Raw genomic sequence first — 22,539 nt, 5'->3', positions numbered from 1 at the left:
CTTAACAGAGATTTAAGGTCTGATGAGGACATAGGGTGTATGGTTCACCAAATCTTCAACGCTCTATTAATCGTTGTTGAAGAATTTTACAAACTCAAGTTCCCCATGTCCGTTACAAATATGCAAGTGTCGAAAGGCTGATTTTGAAATCGAAAACAAAAATGGAGGATAGGCAAGACTATCCTCCATTTTTTTCATTAACCTTCGTAGCTATAGCTACATATCTCAAGGCATCTAAAGCAGGAAGGGAATAAACCACTAGAGTTTTAGCACTGCCATAAATGCTTCTTGAGGTACGTCTACTGTCCCAATTGATTTCAAGCGTTTCTTACCCTTCGCCTGCTTTTGCAATAGTTTTTTCTTACGACTGATATCACCGCCATAACATTTGGCTAGTACATCTTTACGTAAAGCCGGAATGCTTTCACTGGCAATAACTCGACTGCCGATAGAGGCTTGAATCGGAATTTTAAACTGATGACGCGGGATCAGTTCTTTGAGCTTCTCGACCAATGCTTTGCCGACGTAATAAGCCTTGTCGCGGTGAACGATGGTCGCTAAGGGATCAACTGGATCACCATTGATTAGAATGTCCAGCTTGGCTAAGGGGTTTTCTCGGTAGCCAATCAGATGATATTCCATGCTGGCGTAGCCTCGCGATCGCGACTTCATCTGGTCAAAAAAGTCAGTCACGACTTCTGCCAGAGGCAATTCGTAGGTTAGGGTAGTACGTCCCTGAGCCAGATATTTCATGTCTTTAAAGTCGCCGCGCCGATTCTGGCTAAGCTCCATCAGAGCTCCAACGAACTCCTCCGGCGTGATCATATCGACTTTGACGTAGGGTTCCTCAATTTTTTCACGCTGTTGAGGATCAGGCAGAAGACTGGGGTTGTCGATCATGACAACTTCACCATCAAGTTTAGTGACCTGATAGATCACAGATGGCGCTGTTGTGATCAGATCCAGCCCATATTCGCGCTCCAAGCGTTCCTGGACGATTTCCATGTGTAGCAGACCCAGGAAGCCACAGCGAAAGCCAAAGCCCATTGCGCTGGAGGTTTCCGGCTCATACTGCAAAGCGGCATCGCTGAGACGCAGCTTTTCGAGAGCTTCGCGTAGATCTTCAAACTGGTCTGCATCAGTGGGAAACAGCCCACAAAATACCATTGGCTTTGCTTCGGTATAGCCGGGCAGCATAGCCGAGGCAGGATTTTTTGCCTGGGTGATAGTATCACCGACACGGGCATCTTCAACCGATTTGATGGCAGCGGCAATGTAGCCCACTTCGCCAGCGTGCAGCTCTTCGACCTGAATTTGGGTTGGGGAAAGCACGCCCAATTCGTCAATTTCGTACTCTTTCTTGGATGCCATGAGCCGGATGCGATCGCCTTTCCTCACCGTTCCATCCATTACCCGGAAATAGACAATCACACCCCGATAGCTGTCGTAATAGCTGTCAAAAATCAAGGCACGGAGCGGTTCCTCTACCGTATCTTGGGGTGGCGGCACCAGGTAGACAATTGACTCCAGAATTTCGTTAATTCCGATTCCTTCTTTGGCGGAGGCGAGAATTGCGCCGCTGCAATCAAGTCCAATAATCTCTTCAATTTCTGATTTGACTCGCTCGGGGTCAGCACCAGGCAAGTCGATTTTGTTTAAAACTGGAATAATTTCCAGATTATGTTCTAGCGCCAGGTAGACGTTTGCCAAGGTTTGCGCTTCTACCCCTTGGGATGCATCAACCACGAGCAAGGCCCCTTCGCAAGCGGCAAGCGATCGCGACACCTCATAGGAAAAGTCAACGTGACCAGGGGTATCAATCAGATTTAGAACGTATTGCTGCCCATCTCTGGCGGTGTAGTTCATCCGAGCAGCTTGCAACTTGATGGTGATGCCCCGTTCTCGCTCCAACTCCATGTTGTCGAGAAACTGCTGCTTCATCTCGCGATCGCTCACAGTACCAGTTACCTGGAGCAAACGATCTGCCAGAGTAGACTTGCCGTGATCAATGTGGGCAATGATAGAAAAATTACGGATACGAGAGACGGGTACGTCAGTCATAGACCTCAGCAAACGAGCAAAAAATAAGAGTAGTAGATAAAGCAGGCTGCCACTTAAAAACTTTGGGACAAGTGTCTGCCTTTTAATCTTGCAACACAGATGAGGTAGCTTGCCCCTAATATCTGCCTGCAAAGCCTGTACTGACCTCGCCTAAATACCAAAGTTACTTAAAGTATTGTAATGCTTCCCTATCAATCAAGCATGTTTTAGCTTTTTATCAAGATTTTTAGCTAAGGGAGAACATGCAGAGTAAGCTTCTCATCTAAATACTTCTCTCTAACAAGGGTAAGATTGTGATCAGGGCCGACTAAGGCAGCTTAATTAGAACCCGTGATTCCATCCTAATTTGTAGTCTTGCCGAAGAGTGCAGCGTAGAATAACGAAATTAGTGGAACTTGAAGTGTCCCGCGTCAAAAAGAGGACTTCTTTATTTTATGAATGAACCTGCTGCCAATTCTGAGCAGTTATCGGACAAAGTAAAGCTCTCAATCCAAATGGATGCTGAACTCCTTGACCAGATCAGCCATCTGACTAACGACCCCAGTAAGGTGATTGAGGTCGCTGTCAGGCAATGGTTGCGTGGTGGGGCGCGGCGAGATGACGACCTGACTCGGACACTACAGCGTAATCCACCTGTTCCGCCACGGGGTGAGTGGAATGACTAAAAGCTATGTAAACTCAACTCAAACCAACCTGTGTTTGTAGGAAAGTTAGCTAGATTAGTGACTAGAAGTGACTAGAACTTGGTTAACAAAGTGGGTGACACTTCTCCAAATGCGGGTAAATTGGGTGAGGGTAAAAATCTAAATCCCGTTTCAAAGTCTTGATTTGGGTACAGGTATCTGCTGGTTGCATCTATCTTCAGCTAATTTAGGCAAATGCTTAATCCTTACATCTTGTAGTTTCCAGTTCTGCGCTGATGACTCCGCACAGTGATTCTATGCTTCCCCTGACTGAGTCTACAGACTTGATAGCTGGCAAAAAGCATGACGGCTGCTTAAATACTCCTGGCATTGACCTGGTTTTTACTCAGGATGTTACAGGTCAATATTTGTCGTTTTATTGGCGAGACGCATCTCACTACCATTTGGATTTAAGCCAAGTAGTTGGGCACCGAATTGGAGAAGCGTTTAGCCCAGTGGCGATCGCACCTTATCTCAATCGAGTGCGGCACGTCCTAGAACACCTGACCCCTGAAAAATTTAACTATCCCTTCCGCTGCGCTGATCAACATCTGGTGTTTGACCTGACCATCAGCCCAATTTTGATGCCTCACGGCACAGCAACTAGTATCATCGTGACTGGGCGTTTACTCTACACTTGCCCAGAAAATCAGGCACTAGAGCTAATTGATTCTTTAGTTCATCCCGTTGCTATTGCGAACCCGGAACGATATCAAAAACTGCTGACCCAAGTTGCCTGGAACGTTCGCCGCACCCTCGACCTACAACTCATCTGGCAGCAGACTGTAAGCGGTCTGGGTGAAGCCCTTGCCGTGAGCCGCTGTCTGGTCTGCTCCTATCAACCGCTCGATACCGAAGTAGAAGTCGTTGCTGAATATTGCCAATCCGACGTTGAGTCAATGCTAGGTGCAAGGCTACAGCTAACCGAAGAACTTCATCTCGGTCAAGCCTTGGCAACGCTAAAGCCAGTTTTTTTGACCTGTACCGATCAGTCAATCAATCAAAACTACTCAGTCTTAACAGTTGCAACCTGCTACAAAGACCAGCCTAACGGGTTAATCATTCTGCACCAGTTTGACCAAAACCAGGCTTTAAGCGAAGTAGAAATCAGGCTGGTGCAGGAGCTTGCCGATCAGGTTGGCACAGATATTGCCCACGCGACCCTGTTTGCAGAAAGCCAAACGCTTGCCGTTGAGTTGCAAGAGGCAAATGCCAGACTGTTGCAAAAGCATCGAGAACTGGAAGAAGCCCGCCATCAGGCAGAAGAAGCCTCTCGGCTGAAAAGCGAGTTCTTGGCCAACACCTCTCATGAACTGCGAACTCCCCTGAACGGCATGATCGGCTTTTTGAAGCTGATTATGGACGGCATGGCAGACGACCCAGCCGAGCAAAGCGAATTTATTCAGGAGGCTTACCATTCAGCCGTTCACTTGCTCAGCATCATCAACGACATTCTTGATATCGCCAAGATTGAAGCAGGCAAGATGGAGCTAGACCTGAATCCGGTCAAGCTAGACGATCTGCTCAGTGACGTAGAGAACTTTACTCGAACCCAAGCTCAACAGAAAAACTTGAGCTTTGAGATTCGCACTCCGGCAACCCGCGATGAAGTGATTTTGATGGGCAACTATCAGCGGTTGTTGCAAGTGATGCTTAACCTGGTTGGCAATGCTATCAAGTTTACTCATCAAGGCGGTGTAACGATTAGCGCTGAAGTAATCCACAAAAAAGTTGTTGTCCAAAACCAGGAGAAACCTGGCATGGTCAAGATTAGCGTTGCCGATACAGGCATTGGCGTTTCTCTGGAAAAGCAGGACAAACTGTTTCAATCTTTTAGCCAACTAGACGGCTCTCGCACACGCCAATATGGCGGCACAGGTTTAGGGTTAGCCATTTCGCAGAAACTTGTAGAAGCGATGAGCGGGGTGGTGAACTTCTACAGCATGGGCGAAGGGTTGGGTTCTACGGTCACGTTTACGGTGCCGCTCTATCAAGATCCTGTGATGACCTCTGCCCAGATTGGCAATGCAGCTGATTTATTGCTCTAGTAAATTATTGAATTTTGGGTGTGGATTTGAGGGCTGGAGCAATACCTTCGCGCTCAGATTTATCTTTGGTTTAGGTTATCCACTCAGCCAAAGCGCTATAGTGAGGGATTGCACGGAAGTTCAGAGTGTGTCAGAGTTTTAGCCATGACTATGGGAAAGCGAACACAAGCGGCAGAGCTAGAAGTCCGTCTGTTGCGAGAAGGAATTATTGAATCAAGGCATCACGTTCATGCGGTTGTGTGTGATGACCGGGGGCGGGTTTTGTCAGTGGCAGGGAACTCGGAGACGGCTGCTTTTGTTCGTTCGGCGTTGAAGCCTTTTCAAGCCCTGGCGGTGACGACGACGGGCACGATGGAGCGCTATAACCTGAGCGATCGCGACTTAGCAATTATCTGTAGCTCTCATAAGGGCACGATTGAGCAGGTCAGGCAGGTTTTTAACATTCTTTGGCGTGCTGACATCGATCCGTCAATGCTGCAATGCCCGATTCCTGAAGGAAAGCATAGCCCTTTGCAATACAACTGCTCTGGAAAACACGCTGGGATGTTAGCAGTTTGTCAGCAACGCAGTTGGTCGTTTAATAGTTATCTTCAGCGCAACCACCCAGTTCAGCGATTGATTCTGGGCAAAGTTGCTGAGTTGCTGCGAATGCCTGCAGAGGAATTTATCAGTGCTCACGATGACTGTGGCGCACCCACCTACTTTATGCAGCTAGGGCAAATGGCAACTTTGTATGCTCTGCTGGCTTCAAGAGACAACCTGGATATGGAACGCATTGTCCGAGCAATGACCCATCACCCAACGATGGTGGCAGGGGATGGCGAATTTGACACGGAGTTGATGCGTTTGTCAGAAGGGGAACTGGTAAGCAAGTCCGGTTCTGAAGGAATTCAGTGTATTGCCAGATTGGGCGAAGGGTTGGGGCTGGCGATCAAGGTGCTGGACGGGGCAAAGCGAGCCAAATACGCAGTAGCAATTCACATTTTGAAACAGATGGGCTGGATCAGTCCGACGATCGCTGAAACCCTATCAGAAACCTACATGACCCAGGGTAACTTTAAGCGGTTAGATGTCGTTGGCGAGCTTTCTTTGCTCTGACCTGCAAAAAAAACAAAAAAAGAACACCACATTTGCAAATAACCTGCTATATTTAGAAAGGCGATGCGGGGTAGAGCAGCCTGGTAGCTCGTCGGGCTCATAACCCGAAGGTCAGTGGTTCAAATCCGCTCCCCGCCACCAAATAAACGAAAGCCCTGTGCCTAAGAAGTTGCAGGGCTTTTGTGTATGAGAAATCATTAGCGATTTTGACCATTCCTCCAGAAGCAGGGCTAGGACTCAGTAGAATGAAAGTACTAGCGAAGGCAAACGCAGGATTGAGAGGCAAAGGTTAAATGGATTTTAAGCTGCGGAAACCCATCTTGGTGGGGGGATTGGGGTTGACGGCTGGAGTTTGGTTATTGCATGGTATTCACCCAGGAATCACTGACTTTAGCGGCACGGCCATTTGGGGGGCATTTGCCCTCAGTTCTGGCTTTTGGTGGCTGCGTAAGCGATCGATCAAACCGCTCGATCTGACGGTTCCAGCGATACCTGTTGATCGGACTGCTGTAGAAAAAGCACTGTCCGCAGTTGAAACCTTAGTGAAACAACTGGCAGCAGAAACTAACACAGGAACTCAGACTGCCGCTCTCACCAGCTTTCAGGAAAAACTGACCCAACTAACCGCCGAACTAGAACGCAATGAAGTTCGTTTGGCGATCGCAGGCGGTCAATCTGTTGGTAAGACAGCTCTAACTCAATATTTGACTGAGAACTGGGTACCTCAACTCCAAAAGATTTCTATCAGTGACACCGTTGGACTTTTTGCTGAACCTGGAGAAGCTGGGGAAACGCTCGCACCAGAAGTTGATTCAGCCGATTTAGTGCTGTTCATCACGGCTAGCGATTTGACCAGCCCAGAGTATCAGACGATCCAGCAGTTGCTAACGCGACAGCAGCGAGTTTTGCTGCTGTTCAATAAACAGGATCAGTATTTGCCTGATGAGCGTCCGTTGGTGCTGCAACAGATTCGGGCACGGGTACAAGGACAACTGGCTGCAGAAGACGTGATGGCGATCGCCACTGCTCCTGCACCGGTTAAAGTGCGGCAATACCAGTCTGGAAGCGTTCAAGAGCGACTGGAGCAGCCTGCCGCTGATGTAGCTGGGTTGAGCGATCGCCTGACTCAAGTTTTGGCAGAAGAAGGTCAGCGATTGGTCTTATCTACCGTGCTGCGTCAGGTCAATTTGCTCAAACTCGATGTTCAGAATGCGTTGAATCAGGTGAGACGCGATCGCGCCCTACCTCTAATTGAGCAGTCTCAGTGGATTGCTGCTGCTGCTGCCTTTGCCAACCCTGTCCCAAGTTTAGATTTGCTGGCGACTGCTGCAGTCAATACTCAACTGATTGTTGACTTGGGCGAGATTTATCAGCAAAAGTTCTCCTTGCAGCAGGCAAAAACAGCTACAGGTACGCTAGCTGACCTGATGGTTAAGCTGGGCTTGGTCGAGCTATCTGCTCAAGCGATCAGTCCTTTGCTCAAGAGCCATGCCGTCACCTTTGTAGCGGGTGGTTTGATGGAGGGACTGAGCGCTGCCTATCTGACTCGCTTAGCAGGGCTTAGCTTGATTGAGTATTTCCAGGAGCAAAGCTACGTCCTTGACCCCAATGCAGCCCCTTTCCAGGTTGATCGTTTGACTCAAAAACTGAAAGCCGTATTTCAGGACAACCAACGAACAGCTTTCCTCCAGGCTTTGGTGCAGCAGGGAATTAGCCGTCTTGCCCCAGCGCCAACGCCAGTGCTTCCTGGCAGTGCAGCTAAGTAACTGATGGCATTTCATAAAGTACGGCAGGCTAGTCAGCGATTGTTGATTAGCCTGCTGCTCGTTGAAGCGCTAATTTTGCTGGTTTATCTAAGCAGCATTCGGGCGACGGGCACGGCTTATCCGCCATTTGATTTTAATGGTCAGGCTACGGTGCCATCTTTGCTGCAAGCGCTGCATTTTTTGGCGATCGCTCTAATCATCCTATGGATATTAGGACAGCGATATTTTCACCGAGTTTCTCTTCAAAGATCAAACGGTTTTGCTCCAGGGAAACTATTTAGCCGCTCCCAAAAATCGCCTGCTCAAATTCCTTCTCTAGCTTTCCTCATTACCTTTGCAGTATTAGTTTTTTATGCCGCAATTGATGAAGTTTTCAAAATTCATTTGCAGCTTCATCGACTGCTAGCAGGTCAGAACTGGAAATGGCTTTATCTCGGTCTGTTTGCAGGCATCATGGTATGGCACTGTCGGAGTTTCATTCAACTTTGGCGGCACTCTCAAAGAGAAACTTACCTGGTCCTGCTGGGCATTGCGATTTTTGTCCTGGGTGGATATGGGTCTGAAATTCTTAAAGATTTTCTGCTTGATGCTGGCTCTTATCAGAGCATTGAACACGAAACATTTTGGGGATTACCAGTCGAAAACTTGAGAATTGCCTACGAAGAATTATCAGAATTGATTGGCGAGAATTTGATCCTTTACGCTTGTCTTCAGTTTGTTGGAAAGCGCCTAGAACTGGGGAAAGTCGTTTAATAGAGTTCTTGACAGTAAAACCTTGCTTTTTCCAGCAAAAGTGCTGCACTTTCTGCGTCTGACAAACCCGTGACATCAACACTATAAATCGGCACTTTCCGCTTTTCTAAATCGTATTGATAGGTTTTGTCGTAGTACTCCAAAATCAGGTCAAATGCTTCAGTAAGCTGACGCTGTCTGAGTAGGGCGATCGCCTGCTGAGTCCGCAATCCACCTAAACGCTTGCGAATTCGTTCCGTTGCACTAATCAACTCCTCGGTATCTGCTGAGCCGTACACCTCCACTAACAGCGCTAATCGCTCAGCACGCGGGCGAACCACCTGAATAATCGGAGCTTGCAGCATCTGCTGGAATAGCGGATCAGGCACACGGCACATGCCGATTCGACAGCTTTCGGCTTCAATCCAAACGGGTTGGGCTGGGTCAAAGTTAGACCAAGCGATCGCCACTCGATTCTCAAAATGCTCATTCGAAGGCTGCGGCGGCAGACCCAAACTACCAAAACTGCTGCCTCGATGACTTGCTAGTTGCTCCAAATCCAGGGTTTGTGCACCCTGAGCTGCCAAGGCGGTGAGAATGTTAGTTTTGCCAGTTCCCGTCATGCCGCCCAAGGTAATGATTGGCTTAGGCGTTTGGCAGGCGTTCAGCGCCCAATTGCGAAAAGTTTTATAGCCACCTTTTAGCGTAGAAACTTGGAATCCAGCCATCTCCAGCACCCAAGCGACGGCTCCGCTCCGCATTCCGCCACGCCAGCAGTGAATCCGAACCTGTTTGTCGGGTGCCAAGGCTTTTGCCTGGGTGATGAAGTTAACGAATTTTGGACCCGCGATCGCAAACCCCAACTCCACTGCCTGCTCCCTTCCCTGCTGCTTATAGCAAGTCCCCACCTGCGCCCGTTCTTCATCCGTAAACAGGGGAAAGCTTTCAGCCATGGGAATGTGCCCCTGAGCATACTCGCTAGGACTTCGCACGTCCAGGATGATGCCCTGTGCGTTCAGGAAATCGGAGATAGGGAGGGAGTGGGGCATGGAGGGGCTAGGGACTGGGGACTAGGAGCTAGGGATTCTGTAGAACGGCATCTTGCCCGCTCGCTAGTTCTACGTTAGGAGAACTTCAGAAATTACCCTATCTATTGACTATCGTAATGGGGAGTTTGCTCTGAGCGGAGGGAAGGACATTCCCGATAATGTGGCTATGAGGGTATCCCGCAGATTGCAGGCAGGCGAGACAGTCGCTAGCGCGATCACCAGGAACGGCAGCCAGCAACCCACCCGATGTTTGGGGATCAAACAGCAGAGGAAATAGGGGATGACTACTTACCTGGTCAAGATTCTGAATTTGACGGGAGGCTTGAAGGTTTTGAGCATAGAGAGAACTGACAATACCTTGCTGGAGCGTATTTTCTGCACCATCCATAACTGGGATCGCTTCCAGGTTTAATTCGACAGAAGCTTGAGAGGAGCGGAGCATTTCTGCCAGGTGTCCTATGAGCCCAAAACCAGTGATATCAGTGCAGGCGATCGCCCCACATTCCCGTAAACAGGCTGACGCGGCTTGATTAGAAAGCAACATAGACTGAATTGCAGCTTCGATCCAGCGTCCTTTCGCCTTCAGTTGCATATCAGCGGCAAACAGCGTCCCAGTGCCCAGCGCTTTGGTCAGAATCAGGACATGTCCAGGCTTCATACCGCTCTTTCTCAACAGGCGATCGGGGTGAGCCAGCCCATTACATGACAGTCCGAATGCTAAATCTGGGCCTTCGCTGGTGTGTCCACCAACCAGGACAGCCTGAGCTTGATTGAGTGTTTTTACTGCACCTGAAAGCAGTTGATATAAAGTTTCTTCGAGTTTGGCTGGGGTGGCGTAGGGAAGGGTGGCGATCGCCAGCGCACTCTGTGGCTCAGCCCCCATTGCAAAAAGGTCACTCAAGCAATGATTGGTGCTGATCTGCCCAAATAGGAAAGGATCGTCGATCAGGGCGCGAAAATAGTCCACCGTTTGCACCATTGCCTGTCCTGCTGGCACCTGTAGAACAGCGGCATCCTCAGCAGCATCTAGTCCAATCAACACATCTTTTCGACTTATCCAGGCTTGCTCTTGCTGAACGCGCTTTAGAGACTTCTCTAAGGTTGAACTGCCAACTTTGGAACCACAGCCTGCACAGGGCATGGAGGACGGGGGGTTGGAGATTGGGGAGTAGGGATTAGAGATTGGGAGTTGAGGGTTAGGGGCTGGCTCTCCCATTGGCTTGAGGTGAGTGAACTGGCGCATGAATTTGCGATCGATACGGTCTTTCCAGCGCCAGAGAAGGGGAGAGGGCCCAACAGCGAAGGGATCACGGGAAGCGAGAGCGGCGCGATCGCCCGTTCCTACTAAAATCAAGTACTTCTTTTGCGGAATAAATGGCTTGAGCGGTTTGTTGAGCAGCGCATTGCGGAGATTTTGAAATAGCGGTTTGCCCTGACGGACAGCAAACACACCTGCCTTGGGGCGTGGGTGGCTTACCATTGTGGCGACATCTCCAGCGGCAAAAACCTGAGAATGAGAGACAGATTGCAGCGCGTCGTTGACCTGAATGAATCCTTGGGCATTGGTTGCTAAGCCTGACTTACTCAGCCAGGGAGCGGCGGCAGCTTGTGTCACCCAGAAAACGCGATCGCACTCTACGTTTAGCCCTGATTCGCACCTGACCAACCCTGGCTTAACCTCAGAAACGCTCTCTTGCAGGTGCAGCTCTAGACCGCGATCGCTCAAAATCTTGCCTAGCTGTTGACCCACCCAGGGATTGCGATCGGGCAACAGGCGACTACCCCGATGAAACAGGTGCAATTCCAAGTTGGTCAAAGGCTGTCCAGCAGCCTGATAAATCCGCTGTAGATGCGCCTGCACTGACAGTGCCAGTTCTACCCCGCCTGCTCCCCCTCCGACGATGCCTAGCCTGAGAGGTTGATGGGGAGTTTGGGTGACCGCTTCTACCAGTTGTTCCCAGTAATGCAGAAATTGGGAAATGGGTTTAACTGGGGTGGCATGTTCCAAGGCTCCTGGAACGGGTGATGCAGTTGGCGTGCTGCCAATATCGATGGAGAGCAGGTCAAAGGCGATCGGCGGACGGTTGGCACACAGCACTCGATTTTGCTCTAGATCTAAACCGATCGCTCGATCAATGACCATTTGCGCCTGAGCAAATTGGCTCAGAGGGCGCAGATCAATATGGCAATCATCAAAACTGTAAAGCCCTGCTACATAGCCAGGCAACATTCCTGAATAGGGTGTGTGGGCAACATCGGTGATCAGCGTCAACCGCACACCGAGCAGCGGCTTCATGCCAAATTTTTTGAGGGCGATCGCATGACTGTGCCCGCCTCCAACCAATACTAAATCTCGAACGATTGGCTGCGATCGCTGCTTTCCTGCTTCCACCAAACACTACCTCATTGGAGTTAAAAAGTTACTGAGTAATAAAACCTTTTCAAGGTTTCAGTAGTTTCACGCGTCGTTTTCATAAATTTTCTTCAAATAGCTTTAATCTTAGTACTTTTCTTCCGTATAAGTACGAGTTTTTGTGAGTAGAAATGAATTTTAATCGGCAGCAAAACAATGAAAATATTTTTTGAAAGATAAAACTTTCTTAGTATTTGTTATTAGGTATAATCAAAACTCATGTCATCGTTTGAACAATTTATAGCTAGATGCAATAAACTCAACAAAGACATGCCAAACTAACTCGAAGTGATCACACGATTCATAAAAGGCAGAGCTTTCAAGCTCTTATACGAGTTTAGGAGTAGTATTTAGGACAGATTTTTTATCGAAAAGAGGCCATTACATAGCTATGGGAATTGATACTTACTCTACAGTTTTAAAATATCTGGACTACTCGGCTCAATTTACTAGGTCGAACGGTCAACATAATCGATAACTGCGCCCAAAGATCCATTTTGGACATTTCTTACAATTAGGTTCTGATGGACAAAAAAATCATTTTGATCGCAGATGATGAACCTCAACTGAGGCTCTTGGTACGAACAACACTTGAGGACGAAGATTACGACATCTATGAAGCTGAAGATGGACAACAAGCCTTGGAAATTGCAGCTCAGATTAGCCCCGACCTATTTCTGCTGGACAACATGATGCCCGTGTTGGATGGGATTTCGGTGTGTAAAGCGCTTCGCGAAAACCCAACCTTTCGAGATCGCCCAATCATCATGCTGACTGCCAAATCACAGCAGCAAGACATTGCCATCGGTAAAGCTGCGGGAGTCAGTCACTATTTCACTAAACCCTTCAGCCCACTGGAGCTTCTGACATTGATCGAAGAAATTCTTGCTTGATAAGCGATACCCAATTAATGCCCATGATTGAGCAACTTTTTAGGTTCTGGTCTAGGCTGTCAATCCGTAGCAAAGGCACAGTCGTAATTGCTCTCCCCATCCTGTGCCTAGCGATCGCCATAGTAATCTCCAGCTTGCTCAGCCGACGAGTAGAACTAGCCGAACAGGAAGTTAAGCACACTCAAGAAGTGCAGCTACACTCCGAACAAATCCTGCGGCTCCTGGTAGACGCAGAAACAGGGGTGCGGGGCTATTTGCTAACTGGAAACTCAGAGTTTCTCGAACCTTACTCCAATGCTCAAGACAAGCTGCTAGATGCTGTTGAACAACTAGAGTCGCTCAGCCAACAAAACCCCAACCAGTTGAACCGAGTAGAGGTAATCTCTAAACTCGTTGATCAAAGGCTCGTCTCGCTTCAGCGTAATATAGCGCTGCTCAGTCCCTCTAGGGGTACTGCCGTGCTGGCAGCCGAGGGAGAACGCTTGCAGACGTTGATTCGAGGAAAGTCTGCAATGGACATGCTGCGTAAGAAGCTAGGGGAATTTATTGCTGTCGAAGAAAACCGGCTAGCAGAACGACAACAGATTTTAGAACAAGAAAGAGAACTGAGCAGAGCAGCACTTTGGCTAGCTGGAATCATTGGCATCGTGGGGGGCTTGGGAGCCAATTATCTCTATACCGTTAGTGTTGTTCGCCGAATTCACCGACTCCAGCACAATGCCCTTGCGGTCGCAGCCGGAGAGGCTTTAGCTGAACCGATCCCAGGAGAGGACGAAATTAGCCAGTTGGATCAGGCACTTTATGCTACAGCCGATCAAATTTCCCAGAAACAGGATCGGCTGCAAGCTGCCAACCGTCAAATTGCTGAAGCAGCTCGAAAAGAAAAAGCATTGCTCGATAATTCGCTAGATGTGATTTGTTCAATCGATGGGGAAGGCCGCTTTGTAGAAGTCAGTCCAGCTTCTCTTAAGACTTGGGGCTATCTCCCCCATGAGCTAATTGGTCGGTTTTACGAAGAGTTTGTGGTGCCTGACGATCTGGAAAAAACGCGGGCGATCGCCACCGAAGCTCTTGCAGGTAAATCCATCTCAGGTTTTGAAAATCGCTACGTTCGCAAAGACGGCTCTTGGATAGACATTGTTTGGTCTGCCAGCTGGTCTACCACTGAACAACTGCTATTTTGCGTCGCTCGCAACAACACAGAGCGTAAAGAAGTCGAGCGACTGAAAAATGAATTTGTCTCTACAGTCAGCCATGAGCTGCGGACTCCGCTGACCAGTTTGCGCGGCTTTAGTGAAATCCTGTTGCGTAAGGCTTGCTCTCCTGAAAAGCAGCGGCAGTATCTCACCATCATCCAAAACGAAAGCAAGCGTTTGACCAATCTGATTAATGACTTTCTCGACCTTCAGCGGATTGAATCAGGCAAACAAAACTACGACTTTGCCCCAATTGACGTGGTACCTCTGCTACATGAGACAGTAGACCTATTTGCTGGAACAGATAAACTACACGTAATTCGAGTTGAAGCTCCAGATAGTTTGCCAGACGTAAAAGCAGATAGCGATCGCATCCGTCAGGTACTTTCCAACTTAGTCTCAAACGCCATTAAATATTCACCAGATGGCGGAGAAGTCGTAATTTCTGCGGTTCAACAAGATGCCCTCGTCCAAATCAGCATCACCGACCGGGGAATGGGCATGGCACCCGAAGCAATGGCACGCCTTTTCACCAAATTCTACCGAGTAGACAACGCCAACACCCGCAAGATTGGTGGAACGGGATTGGGGTTAGCGCTGGTCAAAGAGATTATCGAAGCTCATGACGGACAAGTCTGGGTAGAGAGCGAACTGGGACAAGGCAGCACCTTCTTCTTCACCTTGCCCCAAGCCATTCAGGGAGCCAAAGCCATTACAAATGGAAACCATTCCTCGGGGGCGATCGACATTTTGCTAGTCGAAGACGATACCGCCTTTACCGAACTTTTGCGAGAAGAATTTAGCCACACAGGTTTACACATCGTTTCCACCGCATTTGCAGAACAAGCTTTAGAACTGATTCAGCAACATTTACCCCGTCTGATATTTCTCGACATTTTGTTGGCTGGAGAAATGGACGGATGGGACTTTCTCGTTGCCATTAAGGGCGATCGCCAACTTGCATCACTACCCGTCATGGTGATTACCATGACAGAACCAAACACTAAAGGACTTGTCTTTAAGGGTGCTGAATATTTGCCTAAAACGGCTGCTCCTGAACTGTTGCAGCAGGCAGTCGAACATTACTTACCGCAGTCCTCCAGCAAAGTTCTGTTAGTTGTGGATGATGATCCAAACTTCCGCCAGCAGGTGATCGATTCTCTCGATGAGACGGCAGACGTACACTTTATCGAAGCTGAAAACGGCAAACAGGCGCTTGAGTACATTCAGCAGCAGTTACCTGACCTGCTGATTCTCGATTTGCTGATGCCACAGATCAACGGGTTTGAAGTGTTGCAGTTCCTGCGTTCAGACCGAAATACACTCACGCTTCCAGTGTTAGTTATGACTGGGGCTGACCTGACTTCAGCCGAAAAAGCCTACCTCAAACAAGGGTTGGCAACCCTGGTTAGCAAACAGGCGGTCGGCACAGAAGCCTTGATTCAAATTGTTGAGCAAACACTAAGCGTTGTGGGGAGAGCGCGCGGGTGAGGGTCAACTGAGTTTACAGCTAGTCAATTAGTCTATAGATTATGGATATCTTGTTTGAGCAACAGGAATTCTAGCTGGTTTGTCATTTGTCGCTCGTCGCTTGTTTGCGTCTGCCAAGGACCAAGGACCGATGACCAATGACGAATAACCAATGACCCCTTTAGTCAGGCAACGCAAGCTCTCATGGAAAAAACAGGAACCCCCATCGGCAGCTACGCTCCTGATTTTGAACTGCCGGGAATCGACGGCATGGTGCATCATCTAGCTCGCTACCTGGAGAAAGCTCCAGCAGTGGGCGTGATTTTTATGTGTAACCACTGCCCCTATGTGCAGCTATATCTGAGCCGTTTAAAGCAGATTCAGACCGATTTTCAGAGCCAGGGATTTACGTTGATTGGGATCAATGCCAATGACGATAAGCGCTATCCCGATGACAGTTTCGAGAATATGAAACAGTTTGCAGCAGCACAGCAGCTTAATTTTCCTTACTTACGTGACATCACTCAGGATGTTGCCAAAACTTTTGGAGCAGAGAAAACACCAGAAGCCTTTTTGATCGATCGCTCAGGTATTCTCCGCTACAGTGGGCTGATTGATGACAGCCCTCAAGATCCAGATGCAGTTCGGGTGAGTTATTTACGGGATGCGATTGCCCAACTCTTGGCTCACGGCTCAGTCACAGTACCTTCCACCAATTCGGTCGGCTGCTCTGTGAAATGGCGGCAGTAAAAGTGGCTACCTAAATTTCACGGAATTACACCTGTGCTGTTATCTTAGGTGGAGCAACCTGAGTTAAAAATTGTCACTGCATGGGGATAACTTACCAGCGGGTTTTGTTGAAGCTGAGCGGTGAAGCACTGATGGGCGACCTTTCCTATGGGATCGACCCAAAAGTTGTGCAAGACATCGCTCAAGAGGTCGCAGCCGTCGTCGCAAACGGAGTGCAAGTCGCAATCGTCGTCGGTGGCGGCAACATCTTTCGTGGAGTCAAGGGCGCGGCAGCCGGAATGGATCGGGCAACGGCTGACTATATCGGCATGATTGCCACGGTGATGAACGCAATGACGCTACAAGATGCACTAGAGCAAATTGGCGTTCCGACACGCGTCCAAACGGCGATTGAGATGCAGGAAGTAGCTGAACCCTACATTCGCCGTCGGGCAATTCGCCACTTGGAAAAGGGCAGGGTCGTAATCTTTGGAGCAGGGTCGGGCAACCCATTCTTCACCACAGATACGACAGCGGCACTGAGAGCGGCTGAGATCAACGCCGAGGTTGTCTTTAAGGCAACTAAGGTCGATGGAGTCTATGATTCTGATCCGAGAAAAAATCCAAATGCTCGCCGCTTTCAAACCCTGACCTACGGGCATGTGTTAACCCAAGACCTCCGCGTGATGGATGGCACGGCGATCGCTCTGTGCAAAGATAACGATATACCTATCATCGTGTTCGACCTTTCCGTTTCGGGGAATATTCGCCGAGCCGTGATGGGAGAGCCGATTGGAACAATTGTGAGAGGTTCTTGTGAAATTAGCTGAAATTGAAAGCCAGATGCAGAAATCGATTGAAGCGACTCAGCGCTCCTTCAACACGATTCGTACTGGGCGAGCAAACGCAGCGATTTTAGATCGGGTGATGGTGGAATATTACGGCAGCCCCACGCCGCTCAAATCTCTGGCTGGCATCAACACCCCTGACGCTAGCACGATTACGATTCAACCTTACGACCGGGGTGCTTTGAATCTGATTGAGAAGGCCATTTCGCTGTCAGATATTGGATTAACGCCGAATAATGATGGCTCCACCATTCGGTTAAACATTCCACCATTGACTAGCGATCGCCGTAAAGAATTAGTCAAAGTTGCTGCTAAGTTTGCAGAAGAAGGCAAAGTCGCGATCCGGAACATTCGCCGAGATGCGATCGACGCAGTTCGCAAGCAAGAAAAAAGTAGCGAAATTTCGGAAGACGAGGCTCGTGATATCCAGGACAATATCCAGAAACTGACCGATAAGTACGTTGCCAAAGTAGACACCCTTCTGGCTGAAAAAGAAGCCGATATCCTGAAGGTTTAACGACTCAAATCTTTATGCAACTTGCACCTGTGCATGACGCACCACGTAAGCGACATGCAGAGGATAGCCATGTGCATAAATTGCATCTACGCATTTGAGCGCAGCGTCACGATTTTTGTAGGAGCGCAGAACCCGCTCTCTGCCGTTGGCGTATTGAATGCAAAGTTGCCAAATCATAGTCCTATCCTCGTGAATCACAACAAGCTTGGAATAAATGCTGTGGGCGATGGTTTCGCCACAGCCCACAGCATGAAGAAGGTCTAATCCTGGAAGTACCCTTTTGACTCAAGGTGACTTCATCAATCTTTCATACACAATCCTATGAGCTTCATCAGGACTTTGTACTCCGTGCAAATGTCCAATTTGATCTAAATCACAAGCACAATGCCTGTTCCGTCACATACAAGGATTCACTGTCCGGCATTGCTTAGCACTGTCCGGATTTTTGGGTAAACAAAACGCATTGAAGATAAAGAACTGCATCAACTTCCTCAGAGTTGAAGCATCAAAGCTGATTCTTCAACTCTCCTTCATGGAAGTTTCAGAAAACTTTTCGCTAAAAACGTGATCACAGCCAGCCTGGATTCTAGACTGTGAACTACGTAGTTTTGGGGTTGAGTAGCAGAATGCCCAGTGTAACTACCAGATCAATTTGGTGTACTAGGAGCTAGATTCAAAGCTTATGTTTGATTGCATTATTGTGGGCGCAGGGCCAGCCGGTGGCACTGCGGCATATCATCTGGCAAAGCGCGGACGCTCAGTTTTAGTGCTAGAAAAAGCTTCCCTGCCCCGCTATAAGCCTTGTGGCGGTGGCGTATCGCCACAAGTAGCTGAGTGGTTTGACTTCGACTTTAGCCCTGCGATTTCAATCAAGGTCAATGCGATTCGCTATACCTGGAAAATGGGCGATCCAGTCGAAGCAAAGCTAAAGGACTCAGAACCCATTTGGATGGTGCGGCGGGATGTATTTGACCATTTCCTCGTGCAGCAGGCGCAGAAGCAAGGCGCAGAACTCCGTGACAATACCGAAGTTACAGGAATTGAGTTTAAGAGTGACCACTGGCAAGTTAATACTGCAAATGGGCCCGTCACCGGACGCTACGTGATTGCAGCGGATGGAGCTAAAGGGTCAATGGCAAAATGGCTTGGTTTCAAAGACCGCAAACGCCGTTTTGCGGGAGCGCTAGAAGCCGAAGCAGCAGCAAATGTGAAAGACCCCGAATCTGCTCATTTTGAGTTTGGTATGGTCAAGAACGGCTATATCTGGAACTTTCCTAAGGCAGATGGCTACTCGATTGGCGTAGGCACCTTCCGGGGCGGTGAGCAGCAAGATTTCAAAGCAATCTTGACCGAATACGCTACCTTGTTTGGCATTGACTTAAAGACCACGCAGCAATATGGACATCCGCTTTGCTTGTGGGATGGCAACCAAAAGCTGCATACGCAAAACGCGCTGCTAGCGGGTGAAGCTGCCTGTGTTGTTGATCCGTTTACTGCTGAAGGGATTCGTCCTTCCATCTTTACTGGAGTAAAAGCAGCAGAGGCAATTGATGGGGCGATCGCTGGGGACAAAAATGCCCTGGAACGTTATACCCAAGTCATTAGCGATGAATGGGGCGCTGACATGGTCTGGGCCCAACGCCTCGCTGGGATCTTTTACCGGGCACCTGGCATTGGCTACCGGGTAGGAGTCAAGCGCCCTTCCGCAACTGAGCGGATGGTCAAAATCTTGTGTGGCGAGCTGCGTTATGCAGACGTTGCTAATCGAGCGATGAAGCGGCTAGGTGCGGGGCTGATCCCGGGTATGGGATAGGTTGCTACAGTTACCCTTCCACTACCGCAGTCCTTAAGGGCGTAGCATTCAGCAGATAAACTCTGAACCAGACCGAGGATTTCTGCCCGAATGCTACGCCCCCAAGCGAAGCTTAAATTTCAAACCTTTCAAGGTTGCTTAGAGGCTTCTAGTGCCAGAATCGCTTTCACTTCTTCAAGCAGTTGATCTTGTTGCAGGCGAATTGCTTCTAGTTGGTTCAGCAGGTCGGCTAGCCGCTGGTTTTTGTCTGGTTCAGGAGCGGACTTAGGCAAGGTAGCAACCGTAAACAAACTAATGATGCTGCACCAGACCCAGTGAATCAGCCTCAGCGGGGCGTGAAGTAAAGCAACCCAGGCTTGCTGCACCAGGTTAGCGATCGCCCCAATCAGTCCCCACAGCAGCACCAACAGCAACAGCCCGATCACCAAAGCATAGAGCGGGTGCGTAATCAGCCACGCCAACATCGGGTGAGTTGTCAGCCAGTCTTGAAAGGAACCTAAGACAACGTTCTGCATTCCTTCTCCAAAAGCATTTCCCATACGTCCACCGCGCTGCATTGTTCCACCAATCATTCCATCCAGGGAGGTCCTAGCACTTGCTGCCGTTTCAGTTAGGGTTGCTTTAGTTTGATGAATAGGCTGGGCAATCGTCTGGGTTGCCTGCTCAGAAAAACTAGCAGCAGCGTTCTGAGCTTCTCCAAACATTGCTGTCAGCCGATCTGTGACCTGACTTTTGACCTTTGTCACCAAATTAATGCCCTGCTCCATAATTCCCCAACCTCCCTACTGCCATTATGCTAAGTAGTGCCCAATCCGCTCAATCTGGAATTTGTCTACTTCGTATTCCTTAAAGATTGCAAGTTAAACAAAACCCGATTTTGAAAGACGGTAGTGGCAAGATGAGGATTGATAGCTCTACCGTAAAATGTATTGAATGTTACAAAATATCACTTCCTAGCGGTGGTAGAAACATTCATGCTAGTAAGCGCATTAGTGAACCGAGTAAGGAGTGAAGGGATACATGAAAAAGGTTGAAGCAATTATTCGCCCTTTTAAGCTAGATGAAGTCAAGATTGCACTGGTAAATGCAGGCATTGTCGGCATGACCGTTTCTGAAGTTCGAGGATTTGGACGGCAAAAAGGACAGACCGAGCGCTATCGCGGTTCAGAGTATACAGTTGAATTTTTACAAAAACTGAAAGTCGAGATCGTTGTAGAGAATGATCAGGTTGACATGGTCGTCGAAAAAATTATCGTCGCTGCCCGCACTGGCGAAATTGGCGATGGCAAAATTTTCATCACGCCCGTGGACGAAATCATCCGCATTCGTACAGGCGAGAAAAACTTAGAAGCCATCTAAACACTAAAAGCCCTTTAAACAACACACTGCCCTTCCAGGGCATACTCTATTCCCTCTTGCCGAGACAGCGAGTTATCACATCTCGACAAGAGGGAAAGTTGTGCCTGATTTTTTGGAGCGAGGCTTTCAGGCAGAAATTTTGTGTACCCGAATCGAAATTTGACTTGAAGGTTCTGCCCTACCAACTGAACTTGAACAGGCAAGGCGATTAGCCTTTAAAACAATTTCTACAAATGGAGAATTGCTATAGTTCAGTTCATATTCCATTGGTAGAACTTGATGCTGTTTGACTCTGCTCCTGATTTGGCAGCAATTGAGTTACGATTGCGGCAGCTTTTGCCTGCTAGCTTATATGCAGAAATTTGGGTTGAGCCGTTGCCCAATAGCTTAATGCGGGTGTTTGAGCATTTGCGAACGCTTCAACATGTTTTACACGGCTATATGCCCCGGCAGGTTCTAGAATTGCCGCCCTGTCCAGGTGAGGTGCGTTATTCCTGGCAAGAGGGCACGCTGTTATTCACTGACCTAGCAGGTTTTACCCCTCTAATGGAGGCAAACGCAGCCCACGGTCAGCAAGGCGCGCTGCTGCTGCTGGACATACTCAATCGCTATTTCTCCGAGATGGTCGAGATCGTAAGCAAATCAGGTGGCGATCTGCTTGAGTTCACAGGGGATGCAATACTGGTACAGTTTCTAGCTGACTCATATGAGAGTGATGCTGCTCAGGCAGTGCGAGCAGGCTTGCGAATGCAGCGGGCAATGGCTCATTTTAAGGATATAGAAACGCCTCAAGGCAAATTTTGTCTTGAAATGCGGGTGGGGATTCATACCGGACGCTTTCTTACAGCAGACATCGGCACACCGATGAGAATGGCGCATGTGCTATTGGGTAGTACGGTACAGCAAGCAAAATATGCGGAGGGGGCAGGTGAGGTAGGCAGAGTTTGTCTGACGGATAAGGTGGGCGATCGCCTTCGGAGCAAATTTCGGCTTGAGTCTCTGAATGCAGATCTCAATGCAGATCATGTCTTGGTCAAGGATGACCTCATGCTGGAGCAGCTAGGGGAATATGACATCACACCCAGTCGTCGCCGCCTTTCCAGCTCCCTCTTACTCGATCGCAGCCCACAAGGATTGATTGCTGAAATTCAAGAAGCAGTAAAGCGAATTGAGCCGCTTGCCAGCTATTTGTCCACGCCAATCCTCAATTTGTTAGTTGAAAGTGCTGCAAAACGCCAAATTTCACCAAATTTTCCAGAAGCTACCGTCGTTTTTGTTAATTTGGTTGGCTTTCCGGAGTCGATAGATAAAGCGACCTCAGATGAGGTTAAGGATGTAGTCGGCAGCTTTTCGCGCACGTTTGCCTTAGTTCATGCGGCAGTGCGATCGCATGGCGGCATTCTACAAAAAGTCACCTATCATCTGGTTGGGTCAGACGTTTTAATCTATTTTGGCGTTTTGGATGCTCACACGGATGACGCTGTGCGGGCAGCTAGAGCAGCTACAGCAATACAGGAAATCGTGATGAAACTGTCTACGCTGATGGTTGAAGGTCAACCTGCAGAAGTCACCTGCCGGATTGGAATTGCGTCTGGCTTTGTATTTGCTGCCGAGATTGGTGAACCCAGAGGCAGGCGAGAATTTAATATTCTCGGTGATCCCGTGAATACGGCAGCGCGATTGGCCATGCAGGCAACCCCCAATCAGATTTTGGTGACGGAGCAGGTTTATGGAGCGATCGCCCCCCAGTTCAGCGGTGGGCCATTAGGGAAGATCGCCCTTAAGGGCAAAGTTTTACCAACCGCTATCTTTGCCTTGCAAAGCCAGCTATAGAAGTACCGAAAAAGACGAGAAGGAGTGCGCC

General features: G+C 48.8%; 18 protein-coding genes and 1 tRNA gene. 14 read left to right on the top strand and 5 right to left on the bottom strand.

Annotated elements, in window-relative coordinates:
* Positions 1 to 258: 258 nt before the first annotated feature.
* A complete protein-coding gene (lepA, locus tag H6F88_RS23400; RefSeq protein ID WP_190645143.1) occupies positions 259 to 2,061 on the bottom strand; it encodes a translation elongation factor 4 in 1,803 nt (600 codons plus the stop codon).
* Between the two features lie 434 nt (positions 2,062 to 2,495).
* On the opposite strand from lepA, the gene H6F88_RS23395 reads away from it, so the two are divergent.
* From H6F88_RS23395 to H6F88_RS23370, 6 genes are all read left to right on the top strand, one after another.
* Positions 2,496 to 2,726, top strand: coding sequence for a hypothetical protein (locus H6F88_RS23395; protein WP_190645142.1), 231 nt, complete (start codon positions 2,496 to 2,498; stop codon positions 2,724 to 2,726).
* Positions 2,727 to 3,001: 275 nt separating this feature from the next.
* On the top strand, positions 3,002 to 4,792 hold the full coding sequence (locus H6F88_RS23390; protein WP_199314053.1) for an ATP-binding protein: 1,791 nt from the start codon (positions 3,002 to 3,004) through the stop codon (positions 4,790 to 4,792).
* A gap of 144 nt (positions 4,793 to 4,936) precedes the next feature.
* Complete coding sequence (locus tag H6F88_RS23385; RefSeq protein ID WP_190645140.1) at positions 4,937 to 5,890, top strand: asparaginase; 954 nt, start codon at positions 4,937 to 4,939, stop codon at positions 5,888 to 5,890.
* A 64-nt stretch (positions 5,891 to 5,954) separates the two neighbouring features.
* Positions 5,955 to 6,031: transfer RNA gene (locus tag H6F88_RS23380), tRNA-Met, on the top strand.
* Positions 6,032 to 6,183: 152 nt separating this feature from the next.
* Entirely contained in the window at positions 6,184 to 7,656 is a 1,473-nt protein-coding gene (locus H6F88_RS23375; protein WP_190645139.1) for a DUF697 domain-containing protein, read from the top strand.
* A gap of 3 nt (positions 7,657 to 7,659) precedes the next feature.
* On the top strand, positions 7,660 to 8,409 hold the full coding sequence (locus H6F88_RS23370) for a hypothetical protein (RefSeq protein ID WP_190645138.1): 750 nt from the start codon (positions 7,660 to 7,662) through the stop codon (positions 8,407 to 8,409).
* Here the strand turns inward: H6F88_RS23370 and mnmH are convergent.
* Positions 8,406 to 9,437, bottom strand: a complete 1,032-nt coding sequence (gene mnmH / locus H6F88_RS23365; protein WP_190645137.1) for a tRNA 2-selenouridine(34) synthase MnmH — start codon at positions 9,435 to 9,437, stop codon at positions 8,406 to 8,408. The genes H6F88_RS23370 and mnmH overlap by 4 nt on opposite strands.
* Before the next feature lie 97 nt (positions 9,438 to 9,534).
* Positions 9,535 to 11,829, bottom strand: a complete 2,295-nt coding sequence (gene selD / locus H6F88_RS23360) for a selenide, water dikinase SelD (RefSeq protein ID WP_347277736.1) — start codon at positions 11,827 to 11,829, stop codon at positions 9,535 to 9,537.
* Positions 11,830 to 12,374: 545 nt separating this feature from the next.
* Between selD and H6F88_RS23355 the strand changes: the two genes are divergently transcribed.
* From H6F88_RS23355 to frr, 5 genes are all read left to right on the top strand, one after another.
* Positions 12,375 to 12,743 (top strand): response regulator, encoded by a 369-nt coding sequence (locus H6F88_RS23355; protein ID WP_190645136.1) that lies wholly within the window; start codon positions 12,375 to 12,377, stop codon positions 12,741 to 12,743.
* Between the two features lie 23 nt (positions 12,744 to 12,766).
* Positions 12,767 to 15,430 (top strand): response regulator, encoded by a 2,664-nt coding sequence (locus H6F88_RS23350; protein ID WP_190645135.1) that lies wholly within the window; start codon positions 12,767 to 12,769, stop codon positions 15,428 to 15,430.
* 183 nt (positions 15,431 to 15,613) lie between these two features.
* Positions 15,614 to 16,159 carry a thioredoxin family protein gene (locus H6F88_RS23345; protein ID WP_190645134.1) on the top strand — a complete coding sequence of 182 codons (546 nt, stop codon included), beginning with the start codon at positions 15,614 to 15,616 and terminating at the stop codon, positions 16,157 to 16,159.
* A gap of 80 nt (positions 16,160 to 16,239) precedes the next feature.
* Positions 16,240 to 16,968 (top strand): UMP kinase, encoded by a 729-nt coding sequence (gene pyrH, locus H6F88_RS23340; protein WP_190645133.1) that lies wholly within the window; start codon positions 16,240 to 16,242, stop codon positions 16,966 to 16,968.
* A complete protein-coding gene (gene frr, locus H6F88_RS23335; protein WP_190645132.1) occupies positions 16,955 to 17,503 on the top strand; it encodes a ribosome recycling factor in 549 nt (182 codons plus the stop codon). Before pyrH ends, frr begins: the two co-directional genes overlap by 14 nt.
* A 12-nt stretch (positions 17,504 to 17,515) precedes the next feature.
* On the opposite strand, the gene H6F88_RS23330 is transcribed toward frr, so the two are convergent.
* On the bottom strand, positions 17,516 to 17,680 hold the full coding sequence (locus H6F88_RS23330; RefSeq protein WP_190645131.1) for a family 2 glycosyl transferase: 165 nt from the start codon (positions 17,678 to 17,680) through the stop codon (positions 17,516 to 17,518).
* Positions 17,681 to 18,185: 505 nt separating this feature from the next.
* On the opposite strand from H6F88_RS23330, the gene H6F88_RS23325 reads away from it, so the two are divergent.
* Positions 18,186 to 19,316, top strand: coding sequence for a geranylgeranyl reductase family protein (locus H6F88_RS23325; RefSeq protein WP_190645130.1), 1,131 nt, complete (start codon positions 18,186 to 18,188; stop codon positions 19,314 to 19,316).
* 128 nt (positions 19,317 to 19,444) lie between these two features.
* On the opposite strand, the gene H6F88_RS23320 is transcribed toward H6F88_RS23325, so the two are convergent.
* Positions 19,445 to 20,083: a hypothetical protein gene (locus H6F88_RS23320; protein ID WP_190645129.1), complete on the bottom strand. Its 639-nt coding sequence runs from the start codon at positions 20,081 to 20,083 to the stop codon at positions 19,445 to 19,447.
* Positions 20,084 to 20,336: 253 nt separating this feature from the next.
* Here H6F88_RS23320 and H6F88_RS23315 point away from each other — a divergent pair, with 253 nt between their 5' ends.
* Both H6F88_RS23315 and H6F88_RS23310 read left to right on the top strand, forming a co-directional pair.
* Complete coding sequence (locus H6F88_RS23315; protein WP_190645128.1) at positions 20,337 to 20,675, top strand: P-II family nitrogen regulator; 339 nt, start codon at positions 20,337 to 20,339, stop codon at positions 20,673 to 20,675.
* A gap of 279 nt (positions 20,676 to 20,954) precedes the next feature.
* Complete coding sequence (locus tag H6F88_RS23310) at positions 20,955 to 22,508, top strand: adenylate/guanylate cyclase domain-containing protein (protein WP_190645127.1); 1,554 nt, start codon at positions 20,955 to 20,957, stop codon at positions 22,506 to 22,508.
* Positions 22,509 to 22,539 lie beyond the last annotated feature (31 nt).

This window comes from Oculatella sp. FACHB-28, from assembly GCF_014696015.1.
Classification (GTDB): domain Bacteria; phylum Cyanobacteriota; class Cyanobacteriia; order Elainellales; family Elainellaceae; genus JAAUTN01.
Note: the sequence above shows the minus strand (reverse complement) of the source record. Positions and strands in the feature narration are given on the sequence as shown.